19 protein-coding genes are annotated in these 19,369 nt (G+C 43.9%); 13 read left to right on the top strand and 6 right to left on the bottom strand.

The window, feature by feature from the left end:
- Positions 1-9: 9 nt before the first annotated feature.
- The 6 genes from truA to purF all read left to right on the top strand — a co-directional run bounded on the left by truA (position 10) and on the right by purF (position 5,890).
- Positions 10-804, top strand: coding sequence for a tRNA pseudouridine(38-40) synthase TruA (gene truA, locus F0229_RS01525; RefSeq protein ID WP_004734161.1), 795 nt, complete (start codon positions 10-12; stop codon positions 802-804).
- Between the two features lie 176 nt (positions 805-980).
- Positions 981-1,907 carry an acetyl-CoA carboxylase, carboxyltransferase subunit beta gene (gene accD, locus F0229_RS01520; protein ID WP_017062348.1) on the top strand — a complete coding sequence of 309 codons (927 nt, stop codon included), beginning with the start codon at positions 981-983 and terminating at the stop codon, positions 1,905-1,907.
- Between the two features lie 42 nt (positions 1,908-1,949).
- Positions 1,950-3,212 (top strand): bifunctional tetrahydrofolate synthase/dihydrofolate synthase, encoded by a 1,263-nt coding sequence (folC, locus tag F0229_RS01515; protein WP_171732093.1) that lies wholly within the window; start codon positions 1,950-1,952, stop codon positions 3,210-3,212.
- Positions 3,213-3,788 carry an SPOR domain-containing protein gene (locus tag F0229_RS01510; RefSeq protein ID WP_017063432.1) on the top strand — a complete coding sequence of 192 codons (576 nt, stop codon included), beginning with the start codon at positions 3,213-3,215 and terminating at the stop codon, positions 3,786-3,788.
- Positions 3,789-3,849: 61 nt separating this feature from the next.
- Entirely contained in the window at positions 3,850-4,341 is a 492-nt protein-coding gene (locus tag F0229_RS01505; RefSeq protein WP_009848678.1) for a CvpA family protein, read from the top strand.
- A 34-nt stretch (positions 4,342-4,375) separates the two neighbouring features.
- Positions 4,376-5,890 (top strand): amidophosphoribosyltransferase, encoded by a 1,515-nt coding sequence (gene purF, locus F0229_RS01500; protein ID WP_017062345.1) that lies wholly within the window; start codon positions 4,376-4,378, stop codon positions 5,888-5,890.
- 100 nt (positions 5,891-5,990) lie between these two features.
- Here the strand turns inward: purF and F0229_RS01495 are convergent, their stop codons facing one another.
- Entirely contained in the window at positions 5,991-6,866 is an 876-nt protein-coding gene (locus F0229_RS01495) for a LysR family transcriptional regulator (protein ID WP_017062344.1), read from the bottom strand.
- A 228-nt stretch (positions 6,867-7,094) separates the two neighbouring features.
- Here F0229_RS01495 and F0229_RS01490 point away from each other — a divergent pair, with 228 nt between their 5' ends.
- From F0229_RS01490 to recR, 7 genes are all read left to right on the top strand, one after another.
- Entirely contained in the window at positions 7,095-8,198 is a 1,104-nt protein-coding gene (locus tag F0229_RS01490; RefSeq protein ID WP_102332530.1) for a response regulator, read from the top strand.
- A 148-nt stretch (positions 8,199-8,346) separates the two neighbouring features.
- Positions 8,347-8,484, top strand: coding sequence for a hypothetical protein (locus F0229_RS01485; protein ID WP_017067606.1), 138 nt, complete (start codon positions 8,347-8,349; stop codon positions 8,482-8,484).
- 74 nt (positions 8,485-8,558) lie between these two features.
- Positions 8,559-8,930 carry a YbaN family protein gene (locus tag F0229_RS01480; protein WP_029225617.1) on the top strand — a complete coding sequence of 124 codons (372 nt, stop codon included), beginning with the start codon at positions 8,559-8,561 and terminating at the stop codon, positions 8,928-8,930.
- Positions 8,931-9,091: 161 nt separating this feature from the next.
- Positions 9,092-9,637, top strand: coding sequence for an adenine phosphoribosyltransferase (gene apt / locus F0229_RS01475; protein WP_017062340.1), 546 nt, complete (start codon positions 9,092-9,094; stop codon positions 9,635-9,637).
- 18 nt (positions 9,638-9,655) lie between these two features.
- The gene (gene dnaX, locus F0229_RS01470; protein ID WP_171732092.1) at positions 9,656-11,815 is read left to right on the top strand and encodes a DNA polymerase III subunit gamma/tau; all 2,160 of its coding nucleotides are present in this window, start codon (positions 9,656-9,658) and stop codon (positions 11,813-11,815) included.
- A 152-nt stretch (positions 11,816-11,967) separates the two neighbouring features.
- Entirely contained in the window at positions 11,968-12,297 is a 330-nt protein-coding gene (locus F0229_RS01465; RefSeq protein WP_017062338.1) for a YbaB/EbfC family nucleoid-associated protein, read from the top strand.
- A gap of 78 nt (positions 12,298-12,375) precedes the next feature.
- Positions 12,376-12,975 (top strand): recombination mediator RecR, encoded by a 600-nt coding sequence (gene recR, locus F0229_RS01460; RefSeq protein ID WP_019823189.1) that lies wholly within the window; start codon positions 12,376-12,378, stop codon positions 12,973-12,975.
- Between the two features lie 66 nt (positions 12,976-13,041).
- Here the strand turns inward: recR and aqpZ are convergent, their stop codons facing one another.
- From aqpZ to F0229_RS01435, 5 genes are all read right to left on the bottom strand, one after another.
- On the bottom strand, positions 13,042-13,731 hold the full coding sequence (gene aqpZ, locus F0229_RS01455; protein ID WP_171732091.1) for an aquaporin Z: 690 nt from the start codon (positions 13,729-13,731) through the stop codon (positions 13,042-13,044).
- Between the two features lie 242 nt (positions 13,732-13,973).
- Complete coding sequence (locus tag F0229_RS01450) at positions 13,974-14,780, bottom strand: endonuclease/exonuclease/phosphatase family protein (RefSeq protein WP_170962780.1); 807 nt, start codon at positions 14,778-14,780, stop codon at positions 13,974-13,976.
- Positions 14,781-14,859: 79 nt separating this feature from the next.
- Entirely contained in the window at positions 14,860-16,488 is a 1,629-nt protein-coding gene (locus tag F0229_RS01445) for a PTS transporter subunit IIBC (RefSeq protein ID WP_171732090.1), read from the bottom strand.
- A gap of 59 nt (positions 16,489-16,547) precedes the next feature.
- A complete protein-coding gene (locus tag F0229_RS01440) occupies positions 16,548-18,281 on the bottom strand; it encodes an alpha-glucosidase (protein WP_171732089.1) in 1,734 nt (577 codons plus the stop codon).
- Between the two features lie 68 nt (positions 18,282-18,349).
- Complete coding sequence (locus tag F0229_RS01435) at positions 18,350-19,315, bottom strand: LacI family DNA-binding transcriptional regulator (protein WP_017070321.1); 966 nt, start codon at positions 19,313-19,315, stop codon at positions 18,350-18,352.
- Between the last annotated feature and the right edge of the window lie 54 nt (positions 19,316-19,369).

The following is a 19,369-nucleotide window of genomic DNA, read 5'->3' as shown; positions in this document are numbered from 1 at the left end:
AACAAGAACATGAAAATTGCTTTAGGTATTGAATATAACGGTACCCACTACTTTGGTTGGCAGCGCCAACGAGACGTGAAAAGTGTCCAAGAAGAATTGGAAAAGGCTCTTTCAGTTGTCGCGAATCACCCTGTAGAAGTTATGTGCGCAGGTCGTACAGATGCCGGTGTTCACGGTACGGGACAAGTCGTTCACTTTGAAACTAATGTCGATCGTAAAATGGTGGCATGGACAATGGGCGCGAATGCCAACATGCCAAAAGATATTGCGGTTCGTTGGGCGACAGAAGTGAATGAGGATTTCCATGCTCGTTTCTCGGCTACTGCCCGCCGTTATCGCTACATTATCTTTAACCATGCACTACGCCCAGGCATTTTGAATTCAGGTGTGAGCCATTATCATGGTCATCTTGATGAGAAAAAAATGCATGAAGCGGGTCAGTACTTACTTGGTGAGAATGACTTCACTTCGTTCAGGGCAACACACTGTCAATCTCGTAGCCCATGGAGAAACATGATTCACTTGAACGTGACTCGTCATGGACACTACATTGTGATCGATATTAAAGCGAATGCGTTTGTTCACCACATGGTGAGGAATATTACGGGTAGCCTTATTGCCGTAGGTAAAGGTGAGCAGAAACCAGAGTGGATCCAGTGGCTTTTAGAAGCTAAAGATCGAAAAGTAGCCGGCGCAACTGCAAAAGCGGAAGGTTTGTATCTGGTGGATGTTGATTATCCTGAACATTTTGAGCTACCACGAGAGCCAATTGGTCCTCTATTTTTACCGGATAATTTGAACTAAATGTGAGACTTAGGTTCAAAAATTATTACGGTTTAGTGCGTAAGATAGTCCCAGAAAATAGGTACAACCAGTTTTTTATCTACAGTCGCTGTTTTATGTGCTTTAATTCCCACGCATAATTCCCAAATTTATTTCTTTCGCAATCAAGCGGAAGAATCGAAACAAAAAGGTCTTCCATGAGTTGGCTTGAAAAGATTTTAGAAAAAAGCAACATCGTAACATCTCGTAAAGCGTCTATCCCTGAGGGTGTTTGGACGAAATGTACTTCTTGTGAGCAGGTTCTGTACCATGCTGAACTAGAGCGTAACCTAGAAGTATGTCCAAAATGTGACCATCACATGCGCATGAAAGCACGTCGTCGTCTGGATACATTCCTAGACAAAGGTGAGCGTGTTGAACTAGGTGCTGATCTTGAGCCACAAGACAAGCTGAAGTTTAAAGACTCTAAGCGTTACAAAGAACGTATCTCTGCTGCTCAAAAGAACAGTGGTGAAACAGACGCATTAGTTGCAATGAAAGGCGAACTATTGGGTTTACCTATCGTAGCGTGTGCTTTTGAATTCTCATTCATGGGCGGCTCAATGGGTTCTGTTGTTGGTGCTCGTTTCGTGAAAGCGGTAGATGCTGCTATCGAGAACAACTGTGGTTTAGTGTGTTTCTCTGCAAGTGGTGGTGCTCGTATGCAAGAGGCATTGATGTCTCTAATGCAAATGGCGAAAACCAGTGCTGCGCTTGAGCGTTTATCTGCGAAAGGCCTACCGTTTGTTTCAGTTATGACTGATCCAACAATGGGTGGTGTTTCTGCAAGTTTGGCAATGCTTGGCGATATCAATATTGGTGAACCAAAAGCACTGATCGGTTTTGCTGGACGTCGTGTAATCGAACAAACGGTACGTGAAGACCTTCCTGAAGGTTTCCAACGCAGTGAGTTCCTATTAGACCACGGTGCTATCGACATGATTGTTGACCGTCGTGAGATGCGTCAGCGCGTTGCAAGCCTTGTTGCTAAAATGACCAACCAGCCTTCACCATTAGTAGTTTCTGTGAACGATTCACCGAATGAAGCTACTTATGAAGTACCAGAAGCGCCAGAAAAAGGGTAAAGTACCTTCTAACAAACCAACTTAATTATGGTTATGAGTTAGATGAGTCAACAACCTATTCCTCAAGCCACATCCTCTTTGGAGATGTGGCTTGATTATTTATCAAACATCCACACAAGCGCTATTGATCTTGGATTAGACCGAGTTCAGACCGTCGCCTCTAAGGCAAACCTCACCAAACCTGCTCAACATGTTATTACTGTTGCCGGAACCAATGGCAAAGGCTCAACATGTGCACTGATGGAAGCGATTCTATTGGACGCTGGTTACTCAGTTGGTGTCTACAGCTCTCCTCACTTAATTCGCTATAACGAACGTGTTCGTATCAACGGCCAAGATCTATCTGATGAAAAGATGGTTCAGTCTTTCGATTTCATTGAGAAAGAGCGTGGCGAAATCAGCCTGAGTTTTTTCGAATATGGCACTTTAGCGGCGTTACGTGCATTTCAAACTGAAGCGGTTGATGTTGTGCTTTTAGAAGTGGGTTTAGGCGGGCGTTTAGACGCGACCAATATCGTTGAGCATGATGTTTCTGTGATTACTAGTTTGGCTGTCGACCATGTTGACTGGCTAGGTGATGACATCAATGTGATTGGTTTTGAGAAAGCGGGCATTTATCGTAGCGGTAAACCCGCTATCTGTGGTCAACCCAAGCCACCGGCTACGGTTGCAGCGCACGCTGATGACATTAAGGCTGAGTTCTACCAAGTCGGTATTCAATACACTTATGATGTTGACGGTGATACGTGGAACTGGCGCAGTGGTGCATTCCAACTAGAATCGCTACCTATTCCAAGCCTGCCGTTACCTAACGCTGCAACAGCGTTGATGGCATTGGGCACATCAGAGCTTAGTATTAGCGACGTGAACGTGGTTAACGGCATGAAGAATGCGCAGCTTCCTGGGCGTATGCAGCAAATTAGCGAACAACCGGTGATTGTGCTTGATGTAGCACACAACCCGCATTCTGCTGAGTACTTTGCGCAGCAAGTCGCGAAGAAGTATGCAGGCAAAAATTTACACGTTGTAGTCGCCATGCTTCATGACAAAGATATCCCCGCGACATTGGAAGTATTAGCTCCAATAACAACACATTGGTACCCAGCTTCGCTGAACGGCCCACGAGCCGCAACAGCCGCTGAATTGTGTCAAAGCTTACCTGAAGGTGTAGAGCGGTATTCAAACCCTGTTGTAGCGTTTGAAGCGGCTTTAGCTTCTGTTAAAGGTGACGATGTTGTGTTGGTTGTCGGTTCTTTCCATACAGTGGGTGAAGTGTTGGAGCATTGGCAGAAAAAAGGAAACTAAATGGCAAGTAAATTCCAAAGCCGGTTAGTCGGCACCATCATTTTAGTGGCCATTGGCGTGATTGTATTGCCCGATGTACTAGATGGTAAGAAGCTCCACTACAAAGAAGAGTTTGCAAGCATTCCAATTAAGCCTGAGCTTGATAGTAATGTTGAAGTGTTTGAAGTACTCGATCCCGTTGAAGATCAGATAGCGCTACCGGATTCTCCGGTTGAGCAAGTGGTTGAAAGTGGTCGTACTGATAATTCAAACACGCAAACCGCGTCTTCTTCTAATGATAAAGAAGCAGACAAAGTGGCAGTTGTGGTTAAGCCGGTACCTGAAAAAAATGAATACCAAGACAGTGCTTGGATTATTCAATTGATGGCTTTGAAGAATGCTGACAACGCAAAAAACGTTGTTAAGGATCTGCAAAAGCGCGGTTATCAGGCTCACACCAAGCAAGAAAAAACTTTTACGCGAGTAATTATTGGCCCGGATGTCTCTAAATCCAAACTTGAGCGACAAATTAAGGAATTAGAAAAAATTACGGGTTCAAAAGGCCAGTTGCTCAAATTTAAACCGTTAAATCCATAAGAAAACGTTTGCGTCAGCATTTTTTCTGTTAAAATGCGCGCCAACTTAAGATGAAGAATTCATGAATTGGTTAGATTTTGTCATTTTAGGCGTGATCGGCTTCTCTGCCGTGATCAGTTTAGTTCGTGGTTTCGCTAAAGAAGCCTTGTCACTCGTTATTTGGTTTGGAGCATTTTTTATTGCTAGCCAGTACTACGCTAAATTAGCGATGTACTTCACCAATATCGAAGATGAGATGTTTCGAAACGGAACTGCGATAGCAGCATTGTTTGTTGCAACGTTAGTTGTGGGTGCCTTAGTTAACTATGTCATCGGTCAACTAGTTCAGAAAACAGGCCTGTCAGGTACAGACAGAATCCTCGGTGTCGTCTTTGGTGGCTTACGTGGTGTTTTGATTGTTTCTGCAGTGTTGTTTTTCATGGATGCGTTTACTGCATTCCCAAGTTCTGAGTGGTGGAAGAATTCGCAATTGGTTCCAGAATTTAGTCGAATCATTGCGCCGTTCTTCGAGCATTTACAAGCAACATCTAGTTTCTTATCTGGCGCGCTCTAGCGCCAGTTAATGTCGAAAAATCGAGGATTAGGACATGTGTGGTATTGTTGGAATCGTGGGTTCAACACCTGTAAACCAGTCTATTTATGACGCTTTAACGGTATTGCAGCATCGTGGCCAAGATGCCGCTGGTATTTGTACCATAGAAAGCAATCGTTTCCGTCTGCGTAAGGCGAACGGTTTAGTAAAAGATGTTTTTGAAGCAAAACACATGCAGCGCCTACAAGGTGAAGTTGGTATTGGCCATGTTCGTTATCCTACTGCGGGTAGTTCAAGTGCGTCTGAAGCTCAGCCTTTCTACGTAAACTCTCCTTTTGGCATTACGTTGGCGCACAACGGTAACCTGACGAACGCAAACGAAGTTCGTGAGAAGTTGTTCGAAAAAGACCGTCGTCATGTAAACACAACCTCTGACTCTGAAGTTCTACTGAACGTATTAGCTCATGAGATCGATACTGTTAAAGGTAACGTAACTTCAGATGACGTTTTCCGCGCTGTGGCAAATGTGCATCGTACAATTCGTGGTGCTTACGCCGTAACGGCGATGATCATCGGCCACGGTATGATCGCATTCCGTGACCCACATGGTATTCGTCCATTGTGTCTTGGTAAGCGTGAAGTTCAAGGTAAAACAGAGTACATGGTTGCGTCTGAATCGGTAGCACTCGATGCTGTTGGTTTCGACTTCATGCGCGACGTAGCACCAGGTGAAGCTATCTACGCAACGTTTGACGGTGAGCTTTTCACTAAGCAATGTGCAGACAACCCACAACTAAACCCATGTATCTTTGAGTTTGTATACTTTGCACGCCCAGATTCATTCATCGACAAAATCTCGGTTTACAGCGCACGCGTTGAGATGGGTGAGATGCTTGGTATGCGTATTAAAGAAGAGTACGCAGACTTAGACATTGATGTAGTTATTCCAATCCCTGAAACATCAAACGATATTGCGCTACGAATCGCTCAAGCGATCAATAAGCCATACCGTCAAGGTTTCGTGAAAAACCGCTATGTTGGCCGCACATTCATCATGCCAGGTCAGCAACAACGTAAGAAGTCGGTTCGCCGTAAGCTCAACGCAATTCGCTCTGAGTTTAAAGGTAAGAACGTTCTTCTGGTTGACGATTCTATCGTTCGCGGCACAACATCAGAGCAGATCATTGAGATGGCTCGTGATTCTGGCGCAAATAAGGTCTTCATGGTTTCAGCTGCTCCAGAGGTTCGCTTCCCTAACGTTTACGGCATTGATATGCCGAGCGCGACAGAGTTGATTGCTCATGGTCGTGATAACGAAACGATTTGTAAGCAGATTGGCGCAGACGCCTTGATTTTCCAAACGCTACCAGATCTGATTTCTGCAGTGGGCATGGGCAATCAAGACATCTCTCGTTTTGATACTTCTGTATTTAACGGCGAGTATGTAACGGGCGATATCGACCAAGTGTACCTAGATTTCCTAGACTCTTTGCGTAATGACGACTCAAAGGTTCAGCGTGAGATTCAACAAGATCTTGCTAACTTAGAGTTACACAACGAAGGCGCTTAACTAGCGTTTCGTTAGTCATACAGAGTTTCGCTAGCGATACAGAAAATAAAAAACCAGAGCATCGGCTCTGGTTTTTTGTTTATAGAGAAGGGGATTGACCTTAATGAATGTGGTATGCGATCACAAAATCAATAAACAATCTCACTTTCTCTGGTAGATGGTCTTTGTGGTTATAAAGCATGTAAATATCACGAGGGTTAGCGCTCCAGTCTTCTAAGACTTGCACTAAGCTGCCATCTTCAATGTATTCACGAATCATCACGTCAGGCATCAGGGTGATACCTAGGCCTTCTGAGCACGCTTGTCTTACGACATTAAGCGCATTGGCGTTGAAACGGCCTTTCTCGCTATTCACCACCGTCTCTTCATTCGAATTACTCAGCTGCCACTTAATCAGCGGGTAGCCTTTGAGTAGCGAATGGTTCGCTAGCTCTTCAGCATGGCTTGGAGCTGGGTTCTTCGCTAAGTACTCAGGGCTCGCGATAAGAATATCTTTGACTTCACTGATTTTTCGAGCGATTAGGCTTGAATCACGCTGAGGGCCGACTCGGAAAATTACGTCCCACTCCGTTGGATCCAGCTGATCCGCTTGGTTGTTCATCATCAGCTCAATATTGATATCAGGGTATTGAATCATGAATTCACTGAACATTGGCATCATCATGCGCTTGGTCAGGTTTGAGGGTGCCGTAATACGAATCTTACCGGAAGCGCCTTTGCACACGTCAGTTAACTCTTCTGCAGTAGAAGAGAGACGTTGCAACAGCGGAGAGCATTCATTGAAGAAACGTTCGCCTGCCTCTGTTAAAGAAAGTTTACGCGCGTGTCTATTGAGAAGCCTAAGGTTCAAAGAATCTTCTAAGGCTTGGATGCGTCGTGTGATGGTCGCAACCGGAATCATAGTCTTGCGCGATGTTGCGGTGTAGCTCCCATTTTCAACGACGAGTCGAAAGAGGTTTAAATCATCTAATTTCATAAATCCAGACACATTTGTTTACAATCTCATCTAATTTATACGTAACAGTGAGATCAATGTTTGCGTTACGTCAACTCGTTGCACTATTTACAAGTATTCCAACCCTCGTCACGAATTACCAGTAAAGAGTGCAAATTTGTGTATTTAGCATTTTATTACTAAGTTTTATATTAGTTCTTAGAACAGATAACAATAATAATTCGACTTAGTTTTGTGAGGTTATAGATTATGTACAAAACTCACAGTCAGCCAGTAATGACCTCGGCTCAGGAAGTAATTAACCAAAAATGCGTGATGTTGGTTGATGATGATCCTATTTTTCGCCGTATAACCAGCGCGTACCTAGACAAGGTCGGTTATAAAGTGGTTGAGGCTGAAAATGGACTGGACGCTTTGCAGAAACTTAGAGACTCAGCGCCAGATTTAATTGTGTGTGACTTATCAATGCCAATACTTGATGGCATAGAGCTTGTGGAAGAGCTCAGTTTAGAGTACCCGTCACTGCCTATGATCGTTGTGTCTGGCACTGATGATATGTCTGACGTGGCGAAAGCCTTGCGATTTGGTATTAAAGACTTCTTGGCGAAGCCGTTAGAGGATCACCGTCACCTAGGAAGTGCGATTGCGAATACATTGACAGATTCGTTCGATAACATTTCAGACCAACGAGATTTTTCGAGCCAATGGTTCTGTGTGGATGATGGGGGAGAGATCCCTGAAGACCAAGAACTGCATTGGCACCTGAATTACCTTCAAGATAACCCAAGCGCAGCAAAAGACTTACTGCATGCGCTGCTTCCAGAGAAAGATACGCGACAAGGCTCATGGCGTTGCAGTTACCGGTTACTGCAATCAACAGAGATGATGCCACTTGTGTTTGACTATGCGTGGATGATGAACGGGCAGTTTGCTTTTTACCTCGTCGATTCATCGTCGTCTGATAATGGCGGCTCCGCGACAACATTGTTAGTGAGAGCGCTGTTCCACGATTACATAAGAAACAGAAAAGATTTTAATGTTGATCTCAAAGATATTGCTGAAATCTTAGAGAAGGGGATTCGTTGCTCTAAATGCTCCACCCCAGTGAATGCCTTGTTTGGTGTTGCTGACCTTGCCGAGGGAACCATCTCCATTTTGCCTGCGGGTCTAGACGGGCAATGGTCGAATGGTGAATTGAATCAATATATTGCAGCAGGTGAGCGCTTGGGTGAGAACTGCAAGAAGAACTTTATTACGCGGGACCTTCCGATCGAACAGGGCTGCCAACTGTCGTTGAGCCTACTTGGAGCGGCAAGTTTTAGTTTAGACATACACCAAGGGTCTACTGATTAACCCTATATTTCCTCGGTTTTTGTGAATAATTGATTAAGGTATAGTTGCGCAAATGGTGTGGCTATGCCTTTTTTGTTAAATGTCGATTTAGCAAAGCGGGTTTGGTTCGCCGGATACTTACCTTCACTAACAAAAACAAGAAGCAATCATGGCAGATAACAAAGACTTTCAAGACCCGTTTAATGTATTCTACTTTTTAGGATTTTTAGCCGCATTTTTAATGATTCCATTGCTACCAGCAACACTTACGTTGATCCGTGTATTCAATGGTTACGCAACATTCTAGTTAAGCTGTCGTCGCCGATTGGTGATAGCTAACTCAAGGAGGCCACAATTAGCGTTCGAGTTTTAAGCCTCAATATTGCTGGTGGCCTTTGTATATTTCTCGCAGTTCTAGGGATAGTTTTGCCCGTTCTGCCAACCACTCCTTTTCTCCTTCTTGCCAGCGCATGCTTCATGCGAAGCAATCCGAAAGTTCATAAATGGATGCATGAGCACAAAACGCTGGGTCCTTTGCTGAACAATTGGTATCAACACGGTGCCGTCACCAAACAAGTTAAAACGCGTGGCGTATTCTTTATCTTGTTGAGTTTTGCGTTATCCATCTACTTTGCCCCTATCATTTGGGTCAAGGCTTTCCTAATTTGTGTACTTGTTATTCTTCTCACATGGTTTATGCGACTTCCAACCCATGAGTTGGTTGCTGACAGCAAAGAAAATCACTACCATTAAGCCAGTGTGCCTGCTTGTATAGCGGGCGTTTATTATTTCAGCAATCAGAGTTATGACTCTCGTTGCAATGAATACCAATCGTACCTTTCCTTAATTCCGAGCGTTGATGTTTGATTCGTTAACGAGAGTTTGGAAAGCGGCCTAATGAAGTGCATAAGATTATGAACACAGAAAAAATCTCTCTGATCAAAGCAAGCATCAAAAGCATTCCTGATTACCCTAAAGCGGGTATTTTGTTCCGTGACGTAACAAGCTTGATGGAAGATCCAGTAGCTTACAAAGCGACTATCGACCTGCTAGCGGAAACATACAAGGACATGGGCTTTACTAAGATCGTTGGTACTGAAGCTCGTGGTTTCCTATTTGGTGCGCCTTTGGCACTTGAGCTAGGTGTTGGCTTCATTCCTGTTCGTAAGCCGGGCAAGCTGCCTCGTCAAACTGTGGCACAATCTTATGAGCTTGAGTACGGCACCGACACTCTAGAAATCCATACTGATGCTATCGTTGAAGGCGATAAAGTGCTTATGGTTGATGACTTGCTAGCAACGGGCGGTACGATTGAAGCAACAACAAAGTTGATTCGTCAGCTTGGTGGTGTGGTAGAACACGCTGCCTTTGTTATTAACCTTCCAGAAATCGGTGGTGACAAGCGCTTACAAGGCTTAGGTCTAGAAGTGTTTAGCATCTGCGAATTCGACGGTCATTAATCCTTTTCGGAATTATTCATGAGCTATCTTGCGTTAGCGCGAAAATGGCGACCAACCAAATTCAAAGAAGTGGTTGGTCAAGCCCATGTTTTAACAGCATTAGAGAATGCCCTTAGCCAGAATAGGTTGCACCACGCATACCTGTTCAGCGGTACACGAGGTGTTGGTAAAACAACCATCGGTCGTTTGTTTGCTAAGGGACTCAACTGTGAAACAGGCATTACCTCAACACCTTGTGGTGAATGTGCAACCTGTAAAGAAATCGATGAAGGTCGCTTTGTTGACCTGCTCGAGATCGATGCGGCATCACGAACTAAGGTAGAAGATACCCGCGAGCTTCTGGACAATGTTCAGTACAAGCCTGCACGTGGTCGCTTCAAGGTTTACCTAATCGATGAAGTCCACATGCTTTCCAGGCACAGCTTTAACGCGCTTCTAAAGACCTTAGAAGAGCCGCCTGAGTATGTGAAATTCTTGCTCGCAACAACGGATCCACAGAAGCTTCCAGTAACGATCTTGTCGCGTTGTTTGCAGTTCCATCTTAAGCCGATCAGCGTTGATAATATTCACGAGCAGCTCGATCATATTCTTGAACAAGAAGATGTGACGTCTGAATCTCGTGCGCTTGGAATGATTGCTCATGCTGCTGATGGCAGTATGCGTGATGCGCTAAGCCTTACAGACCAAGCTATCGCATTGGGTAATGGCAATGTCGTAACAGATACTGTTGCTCACATGCTCGGAACACTGGATACCGACCAAGCTATCCACTTGCTTGAAGCGATTAGCAGTAAGCAGCCACAGCAAGCGATGGCGTGTATCCAAAGCCTTGCTGAGAACGGTGTCGAGTGGGATGGTTTGCTGAATCAGCTTGCGGCCCAACTGCATCGTCTTGCGATGTTCCAAGCTTTGCCATCTACATTAGATAAGGCACAGCCTGACGCTGAGAAGCTTGAACTACTGAGCAAAGCGCTTAGCCCACAAGACATTCAACTCTACTACCAGATCGTGTTGAAAGGTCGTGAAGACTTACCATTGTCGCCAACCGCTCGCGTTGGTATTGAGATGGTGGTTTTACGCATGTTGGCATTTAGACCAGCTGAACAAGCGGTTGCTACGGCAATCTCGACTCAGTCGGCAAGCCCAGCGCCAGTTCCAGCAGCTCAAGCTCAGAACGTTGCTCAGTCAGTGAGTCAACCTGCGCCAATGGCAGCTCCGAGACAGCCTCAGATGCAACAACAGGCGCCTCAACAGCAAGCTATGCAGCAGCCACCCGTGCAACAGACTCCGCAGCAGAATTACCCGCATAGCCAGTATGACGCGCCTCCTGCTTATGATGAGCGTCCAAGCTACGGTGCAGAGCAGCCTCAGCAGCAACAAACGAATTATCAAAACCAGAGTCCGGTTCAACAGCCAAGCGCTGCACCTTCTGCTCCGCAAGAGCAGCCAGCGCGTGCAACTTCGCCTGTGAGTGGTTTACGCCACCAATTACGTTCTCAACGTAGAGGCAGTTCGGCAACAGAAAACAAAGGCTCGGCGCCAAAAAAGGCTAAAGCGACACCAGCTAAAACTTCAGTTCTTGATCGAGTTGCTCAGCAACACGGTGGTTCTGAGCGGGTGTCGCCAGCTTCTTTATCATCCTCTTCGACAGAAAATGTGACCAACGATAATGAACCTTATCGCTGGAAACCGTCTAAACCTGTAGTGAAAGAGGTGAGCAAAGAGCTTACACCTACTCAGATCAAGCGTGCGTTGGAGCATATTAAGACACCAGAAATGGTCGATAAATTACTTCAAGAGTCGATTGCTCAAGATGAATGGTCAGCCACGATTCAAAAGCTAGAGACAGCCAAGCTTGTTGAACAGTTAGCATTGAACTCAGTGTTTGCTAAAAACGACACATCAATCACTTTAACGTTAAGAGCGAGCCAAGCTCATTTGAATACCGACCGTGCGCAGAGTGAGCTATTGCAGTCTCTCAATACTGTGCTTGGAGAAGAGTGTCATTTGAGTGTTGAAATCGGTGATGGTGGAGAAACGCCGCTAGAATTACGAGAACGACTGTATCAAGATAAGTTGAAAGACGCGTTTACCGCTTTAGAAAACGATGCCAACGTACAGTTCATTGAAAGACGTTTTGCCGCTGAACTCGACAGAGACAGCGTTCGTCCTATCTAGAACGTTTTCTTGTTTAGTGACCGGCATATCATCCCAGATAAGCAAATCTGAGAACTGAACATCGAGGGGTTGAATCACACTGTTTTAACCCCCATTTAAGCTCGTATAGCTTAATTAATTTTAATAAACCAATTAGACCAGAGAGTATTAACATGTTTGGTAAAGGCGGTATGGGCAACATGATGAAGCAAGCCCAGCAAATGCAAGAGCGCATGCAAAAGCTTCAAGAAGAAATCGCAAATATGGAAGTTACAGGTGAGTCAGGTGCTGGCCTTGTAAAAGTAACGATCACTGGTAGCCACAGCGTTCGCCGTGTTGATATCGATGAAAGCCTAATGGAAGACGATAAAGAGATGCTTGAAGATCTTATCGCTGCTGCTTTCAACGATGCGGCTCGTCGCGTTGAAGAAACTCAAAAAGAGAAAATGGCTAGCGTAACTGGCGGAATGCAACTTCCACCAGGTATGAAGATGCCTTTCTAAGTAACTTATTCTTAAAGGTTAATTCAGGTGGTGGTTTGTATTGAACAGGCTATTACTTGAACATTAGAACGGTTAAATATGCGTACCAGTCATATGCTGGAGCATTTGATGGAGGCCTTACGTTGTCTACCTGGGGTTGGCCCCAAGTCGGCGCAGCGTATGGCCTTTCATTTGTTACAGCGCGATAGAAAAGGCGGCCTACAGTTGGCTGAAGCTCTTAGCCAAGCAATGACCGAAATTGGTCACTGTAATGAGTGCCGTACTTTTACTGAAGAAGATACTTGCCACATTTGTACCAATCCTAAACGTCAGGAAAATGGTCAAATCTGTGTAGTAGAGAGCCCTGCAGACATTGCAGCTATCGAAGCAACTGGCCAATATTCAGGTCGTTACTTTGTATTGATGGGTCATCTTTCACCACTTGATGGTATTGGTCCAAGCGACATCGGTCTCGATGTTTTGGACTACCGCCTGCGTCGTGGTGATATCTCGGAAGTAATCCTAGCGACTAACCCAACAGTTGAAGGGGAAGCGACAGCGCATTACATTGCTGAGCTATGTAATGCCCATGAGGTGAACGCAAGCCGTATCGCTCATGGTGTTCCCGTTGGTGGTGAGCTAGAGCTGGTGGATGGCACCACGCTTTCGCACTCCTTACTCGGTCGTCATAAGATCTAAAAAAGCCGCTTGGTGAAGCATCACTAAGCGGCTTTTTCTTTTATTGCTTTAGACGTTTTTCAGCGCTTAATCTGAACCTCTTACCGCTTTGTATATCATCGCGCCAATCACGGCACCAATAATCGGTGCAACCCAGAATAGCCATAATTGCGAAACAGCCCAGTCTCCAACAAATACGGCTACACCAGTACTTCGAGCAGGGTTCACAGAGGTATTAGTGACGGGGATACTGATAAGGTGGATCAAGGTTAAACAAAGACCAATCGCGATAGGTGCAAATCCAGCCGGTGCTTTCGAATCGGTTGCCCCCATGATCACGAATAGGAACACCATAGTCATTACTACTTCACACACGAGTGCTGCGGTTAGCGAATAGCCACCCGGTGAGTGTTCACCGTAACCATTCGAAGCAAAGCCTGATGAGACAACGTCAAAACCTGCTTGGCCTGAAGCAATCACAAATAGCACGCCGCCCGCGATAATACCGCCAATCACTTGGGCAATAATATAAGGCGCAACATCTTTGCCATCAAAGCGACCACCACTCCATAGACCGATGGTGATAGCAGGGTTGAGGTGGCAACCGGATATATGACCAATAGCGAAAGCCATAGTGAGTACGGTTAAACCAAAGGCAAGGGAAACCCCGAGTAAGCCGATACCTACATCGGGAAAAGCAGCGGCTAAGACGGCACTACCACAACCACCTAACACCAACCAAAATGTACCGAATATTTCTGCGATATACCTATTCATAACGATCCTTATTAATCTGTACCAGTATCAACAAGATAGTTTAGATTTCGCAGAAGTGTGAAATCTTGTGTATATAGTTGAAAGAAAGAACAGAGAATCTTATGTAATCACTTCGAACTCGCACTAAAGATCGTTAAGGTCAGTCGTATTCTATCGCTATTTTAGCAAGTAAGAGTGACCTGATAATTAGCCGTATTTGTGTCAGTATTCTTTTTATTTAAACTACGATGAGTTGATAAAAATTAAGTAAGTTCTACTTCTACCAACACCCCAAAGTGATCTGATACAACCGGATAAAAATCGTGATTAAAAATCACCTTATGCTGCTTTACCACTACAGGCTGATTACTAAGTACTAAATCAATGCGTAACGCTTGGCTATTTTGCTCCCAACCATCAATGTTTTTAATGACAGTGGTTCCATCATCTTTGATTTCAGCAACTTCATAACAATCCATCAAACCGCGTTGTAATACGTAATCATAGCCTTCATTACGTATATGGCTTGGGTTGTTGAAATCGCCTAATAGAAAGCTCAACTCTGTTGGTAAAGTTGCCTTGATTCGGTCGAACTGATCCTCAAATGAGTTCTCTGAGTCATTCCACCAGCCACAATGACAATTATAAAGATTAAAATCACCCTGTTGAGAGGTCACTTTAATACGCACTGCTCGCCGATGTTTCCAAAAGCTCACATCATAGCTATCACTTAAATCAATGACCTCATGTTCGACAATCGGTAGTCGCGTTAAAAATGAGAGCCCCTCTTGATATACTTCATAACTTTGATGAACGAAATCCCACGTAAGTTGGTAGTGATGACCGTATTCCATGAGTTTTTTCTGTAATAAATAACCATAGTTATTCGCCAACACAGTGTGATTGGTTAATATATTGGCATCAACGGCCGGGCTATCTTGATGTTGATTCACTTCCTGTAATGCAACCACATCGCACCCTTGCTCGATAATGGCTTGCGCGACCACATCTAACTTTTCTAGCTGTTTTTCTTCTTGCCAACTGTGGGTATTTAGTGTCATTAACTTCATTATTATTCACTTATTTATTCTAGTGAGATAAAACGCAGCGCAAGGCTGCGTTTCTCGAGGTTATTTGATCTAAAAAGAATTACACAGGTTGTGCTGAATATTTCTCTATTAACTTAGATTTAATAACATCCACCCCAGGGCCATAAATAACTTGTACACCCTGTTCTTTAATCACAGCACCAAGAGCCCCTGTCGGCTTCCATGACGCATATTCAGCAACCAACTTCGGATCATTAACTGTAATACGCAAGCGAGTCATACAAGCATCAATCTCAGCAATATTGGCACGGCCACCTAAATTCTGAATAATAATGTTCATCTTCTCATCTTCTGACATCGATTCTGAGCTTTCATCCAGGTAGTTACCCATACGACCCGGTGTTGGTAACTTCAATTTCACGATTAGGAAGCGGAACAATCCATAGTTAACCACAAAGAAAACAATAGAAACTAATGCAAAGCGAACCAGATCACCACCGATGCCCGCTGAAACCATCATAGGTATACGAGTGAGTAACTCAATCAAACCAAAGGCATGTACACGTAGGTCCATCACATCGACCAACGCAAATGCAACTCCTGTTAACACAGCATGTGCAACATACAAAACGGGAGCGATAAACATAAACATGAATTCAATAGGCTCAGTCACACCGGTTAATAACACAGCAAGACAGGCAGATAAGAACATTGGCTTATATTGTGCGCGCTTATCACTATCAACACAGTGATACATCGCAAGTCCAATACCAATCAATGAAGAGGCTGCGATAATAACTTGGCCTGCTTTAAAGCGTGCAGGGTGCACCGTATCTAACAGGTGTTGGTAAGTTGTCGGATCGCTTAATTTAAGATTATTTAAATCGCTGACCCAAGCAAGCCATAATGGATCTTGACCATAAACACTTGAGCCCGCATTCATCCCAGTCAAAAGCTCATAAGTACCACCCAACTCGGTGTAATTCATTGGAATAGTTAAAGTGTGGTGTAAACCAAATGGCAGTAATAAACGCTCTAACGTACCATACAAGAAAGGAGCAGTGATCGGCGCAGTGTCTTTAGAGGTAGCAATCCATTGACCAAAATCATTAAGCGCACCTTGAATTAAAGGCCATATTACAGATAAACCAAACGCAATAATCAGCGAATAGAAAATAACAACAAAAGGTACAAAACGCTTACCGTTGAAAAATGCTAATGCCTGAGGTAAGCGAGCGAAGTCATGATAGCGGTTAAATAAGTTGGCACCTAAATAGCCAGACATAATACCGATAAACACACCCATATTTAGGGCAGGAGCACCCAAAATATTCGTGAAGAATTGAGAGACAGGTAACTCAGAACCAAATAGGCTCATCACAACCGCTTCTGGGTCACTGAGCATAGCGTTATCCACGCCCAATATAACCCCAGTGATACGGTTGATTAAGATGAAGGCAATTAGCGCGGCAAATGCGCCACCTGCACGCTCTTTTGCCCACGAGCCACCAATCGCGACCGCAAATAATAGGTGAAGGTTAACAATGATCCCCCAACCTATGTTTTCCATTATAGCGCCTAGTGTTTCAATGGCACCAAACCCACCCGCATACATTGCGACCACTTTACCTAGTGATATCATGATACCAGCGGCAGGCATCACCGCGATAACAACGATAAGGGACTTTCCAAATCGTTGCCAAAAATCAAACGATAGTAACTTACTCATAAATAGTTCCTTGATTTAAATACAGGCTAACGTTATCAGCGCCTAGCCATAAATATAATTTAGTGCTTTCTTGCAAATATATACGCGGCATAAGCGGGGGCTATTTGCGTTGTTATAAAATCTGAGCGAACGTGTTCATTGTTAATATTCTGATTATCAAGCATTAACTCGCCTAATTGGGTGCAGTCGATATCAACAACGCTATCTTGTGGACTTAAATTGGTAATAATGGTCCATGTCATATCTTGAGCAACACGTTGATAAACATAGATATTAGGATCGTTAGCTAGCAGTAATTGATAACGGCCAACCACTAAGCTTTCATGTGACTTGCGCAAAGCAATCAACTGCTTATAGAAACCTAAGATCGAATTTGGATCTTGCTGTTGTTGCTCAACATTGATATCTGCATACTGTTGATTCACCGAGAACCAAGGTTGCACCTCAGAAAAACCGGCAAAATCCTGGTCATTCCATTGCATTGGCAAGCGACTGTGGTCGCGGGATACTTGATTTAACAAGGCTAAGATATCGGCATCGCTCTGACCTTGTTGCGATAGCTTTTGAATTAAATTTCTCGCAGACACATCGTTAAATTCGTCAAGAGAAGTAAACTGATGATTTACCATACCAATCTCTTGGCCCTGATAAATAAATGGAGTTCCTTTCATCAAGAAATAACAACTCGCTAACGCGGTAGCACTGGCATACCTAGAGTTAGGATCGGCAAAAGTATCAATACTACGAGCTTGATCGTGGTTTTCTAAATAAAGCGCATTCCAGCCTTTACCTTCTAAGGCATCTTGCCAACGCGATAAAATGCGTTTGAACGCCACGAGATCGAAATTCTCGTTGCTTTGTTCTTCCGACCATAGCTTCATGTGTTCAAACTGAAAAATCATGTTAAAAACACCACCTTGATCGTGCTCGGTCGCTTCAGCAACCCAAGGCAATGCGTTGTCAGCCGTCACCCCATTGGCCTCACCAACGGTCACGATATCAAAAGGCGAAAACGCCTGCTCTTTTAACTCATACAGATGTTTTTCAATCCCTGCCACATTCATATGATAATCGAATGAAGAGACATAGTTTTCACCCTTTGGATTGGGTAAAGAGGGTAAACCAGCTTGTTTTTGAATATGGCTAATTGCATCGACACGGAAACCATCAATACCTCGTTCCAACCACCAATGAATCATTTTAAATAGTGCTTGTTTAACTTCAGGGTTTTCCCAATTAAGATCTGGCTGTTTTTTAGAAAATAGGTGCAAATAATATTGTGCAGTTTTGTCATCATATTCCCATGCACTACCATGAAAAATACTTTCCCAGTTATTTGGTTCGCAAGTCGGCTTTTCAGCTGTAGACTCACAACCATCACGCCAAATATACCAATCACGCTTAGGGCTATCTTTGTTATCTCGCGATTCGATGAACCATGGATGCTCATCGCTAGTGTGGTTTATCACTAAATCCATAATAATGCGAATGCCCCGTTCATGAGCAGCAGTGATTAATTTATCCACATCCTCAAGGGTTCCAAAGTCAGGATGAATCGCTTGATAGTCACTGATATCGTAACCGTTATCATCATTCGGTGATGCGTAGAATGGGCAGATCCATATTAAATCAATGCCCAAATCAGCAAGATAATCTAGCTTAGCAATGATCCCATTGATGTCACCAATACCGTCCTGGTTTGTATCATAAAAACTACGGGGATAAATTTGGTAGGCAGTTGCTTTCTTCCACCACGCGAGTGGTTTTGAGTGTAGATTATTAGCGAGTGTCATCGGTTATACTATGTGTGTTATCGTTAACACATAGTGTTAAATGGAACCTATTTGGACTCAATACAATTTCAGAGAAACTGTGAACTTTCTCTCATTCTTATGTCGAATGTGCCTTCAACGGAACTGAAATCGCGCTTGAGCAATTTTTTGACAGCTTGGTAGCCCACTTGATAGTAGTTAAAAGCGACAGTAGTCAGGCTTGGGACTAACAAATCGCTGTAGTCATAGTCACCCATGCCTACAATCCATAAGTTATGACCAATCTTGAGTTGCTGTTCTTTGGCGCGACGATATAAACGAATAGCAATATTATCGGTGGCACAAAAGTAGACATGATTAGGCTGTAATTGAATTGCCTGGTAGCCGGCTTTGTCCTCCGAGTTGGCTAGAGCTTGTAGTGAAAAATTCAACTCAGGGACGGTGTCAGTAATGGTGGCTTGCATCAACTTAGTACGGCTGGAAAGCATACGCTCATCATAAATATAATGTACGGCTGCCAACGGTGCCTGCTGTTGTTTTAACTGAGTGATGGTTTGGGAAACGAGTGCTTTAATTGCAGCATGGTCGGGGTAATATAAACAGCAATGGTGGGGGGTGTTTTTACCAATAAATAACACATTGTCTAAGGTTTGATAAAACGTCTCTTCGACACTGTGCTTTGAAGCAATAATAATAGTGCCCAATGCATTTAAGCCATTAAACTCTCTCACAGCTTGGCATTCTGACTCATGGTTAAACCCTGAGGCATGAAAAAGCATTCGTACTTGTGATTCATTTGCAGCCGCCAGTGCCCCTTTAATTACTAAACTGGTTGTATATGACTCAATGCGAGGAGCAACGAAACCAATAATATTAGATTGGCTACGAATGGAACGAGCAAATATATTAGGGGTATAATGATTTTCTTTGACGATAGCATCAATTTTAAGGCGATTTTCAGCCGAGACATAACCGTCATTAAAGTAACGTGACACGGTCATTGTTGAAATTCCAAGCTGTCTTGAAATCTCCGCCATGGTCATTTTTTTACTCATCACATTTTCCTTCCATAATGTATTATTGCTATATTATCCAATATATTGGCTGAC

Source organism: Vibrio sp. AIC-3, assembly GCF_013114515.1.
Taxonomy (GTDB): Bacteria; Pseudomonadota; Gammaproteobacteria; order Enterobacterales; family Vibrionaceae; genus Vibrio; species Vibrio crassostreae_C.
Note: the sequence above shows the minus strand (reverse complement) of the source record. Positions and strands in the feature narration are given on the sequence as shown.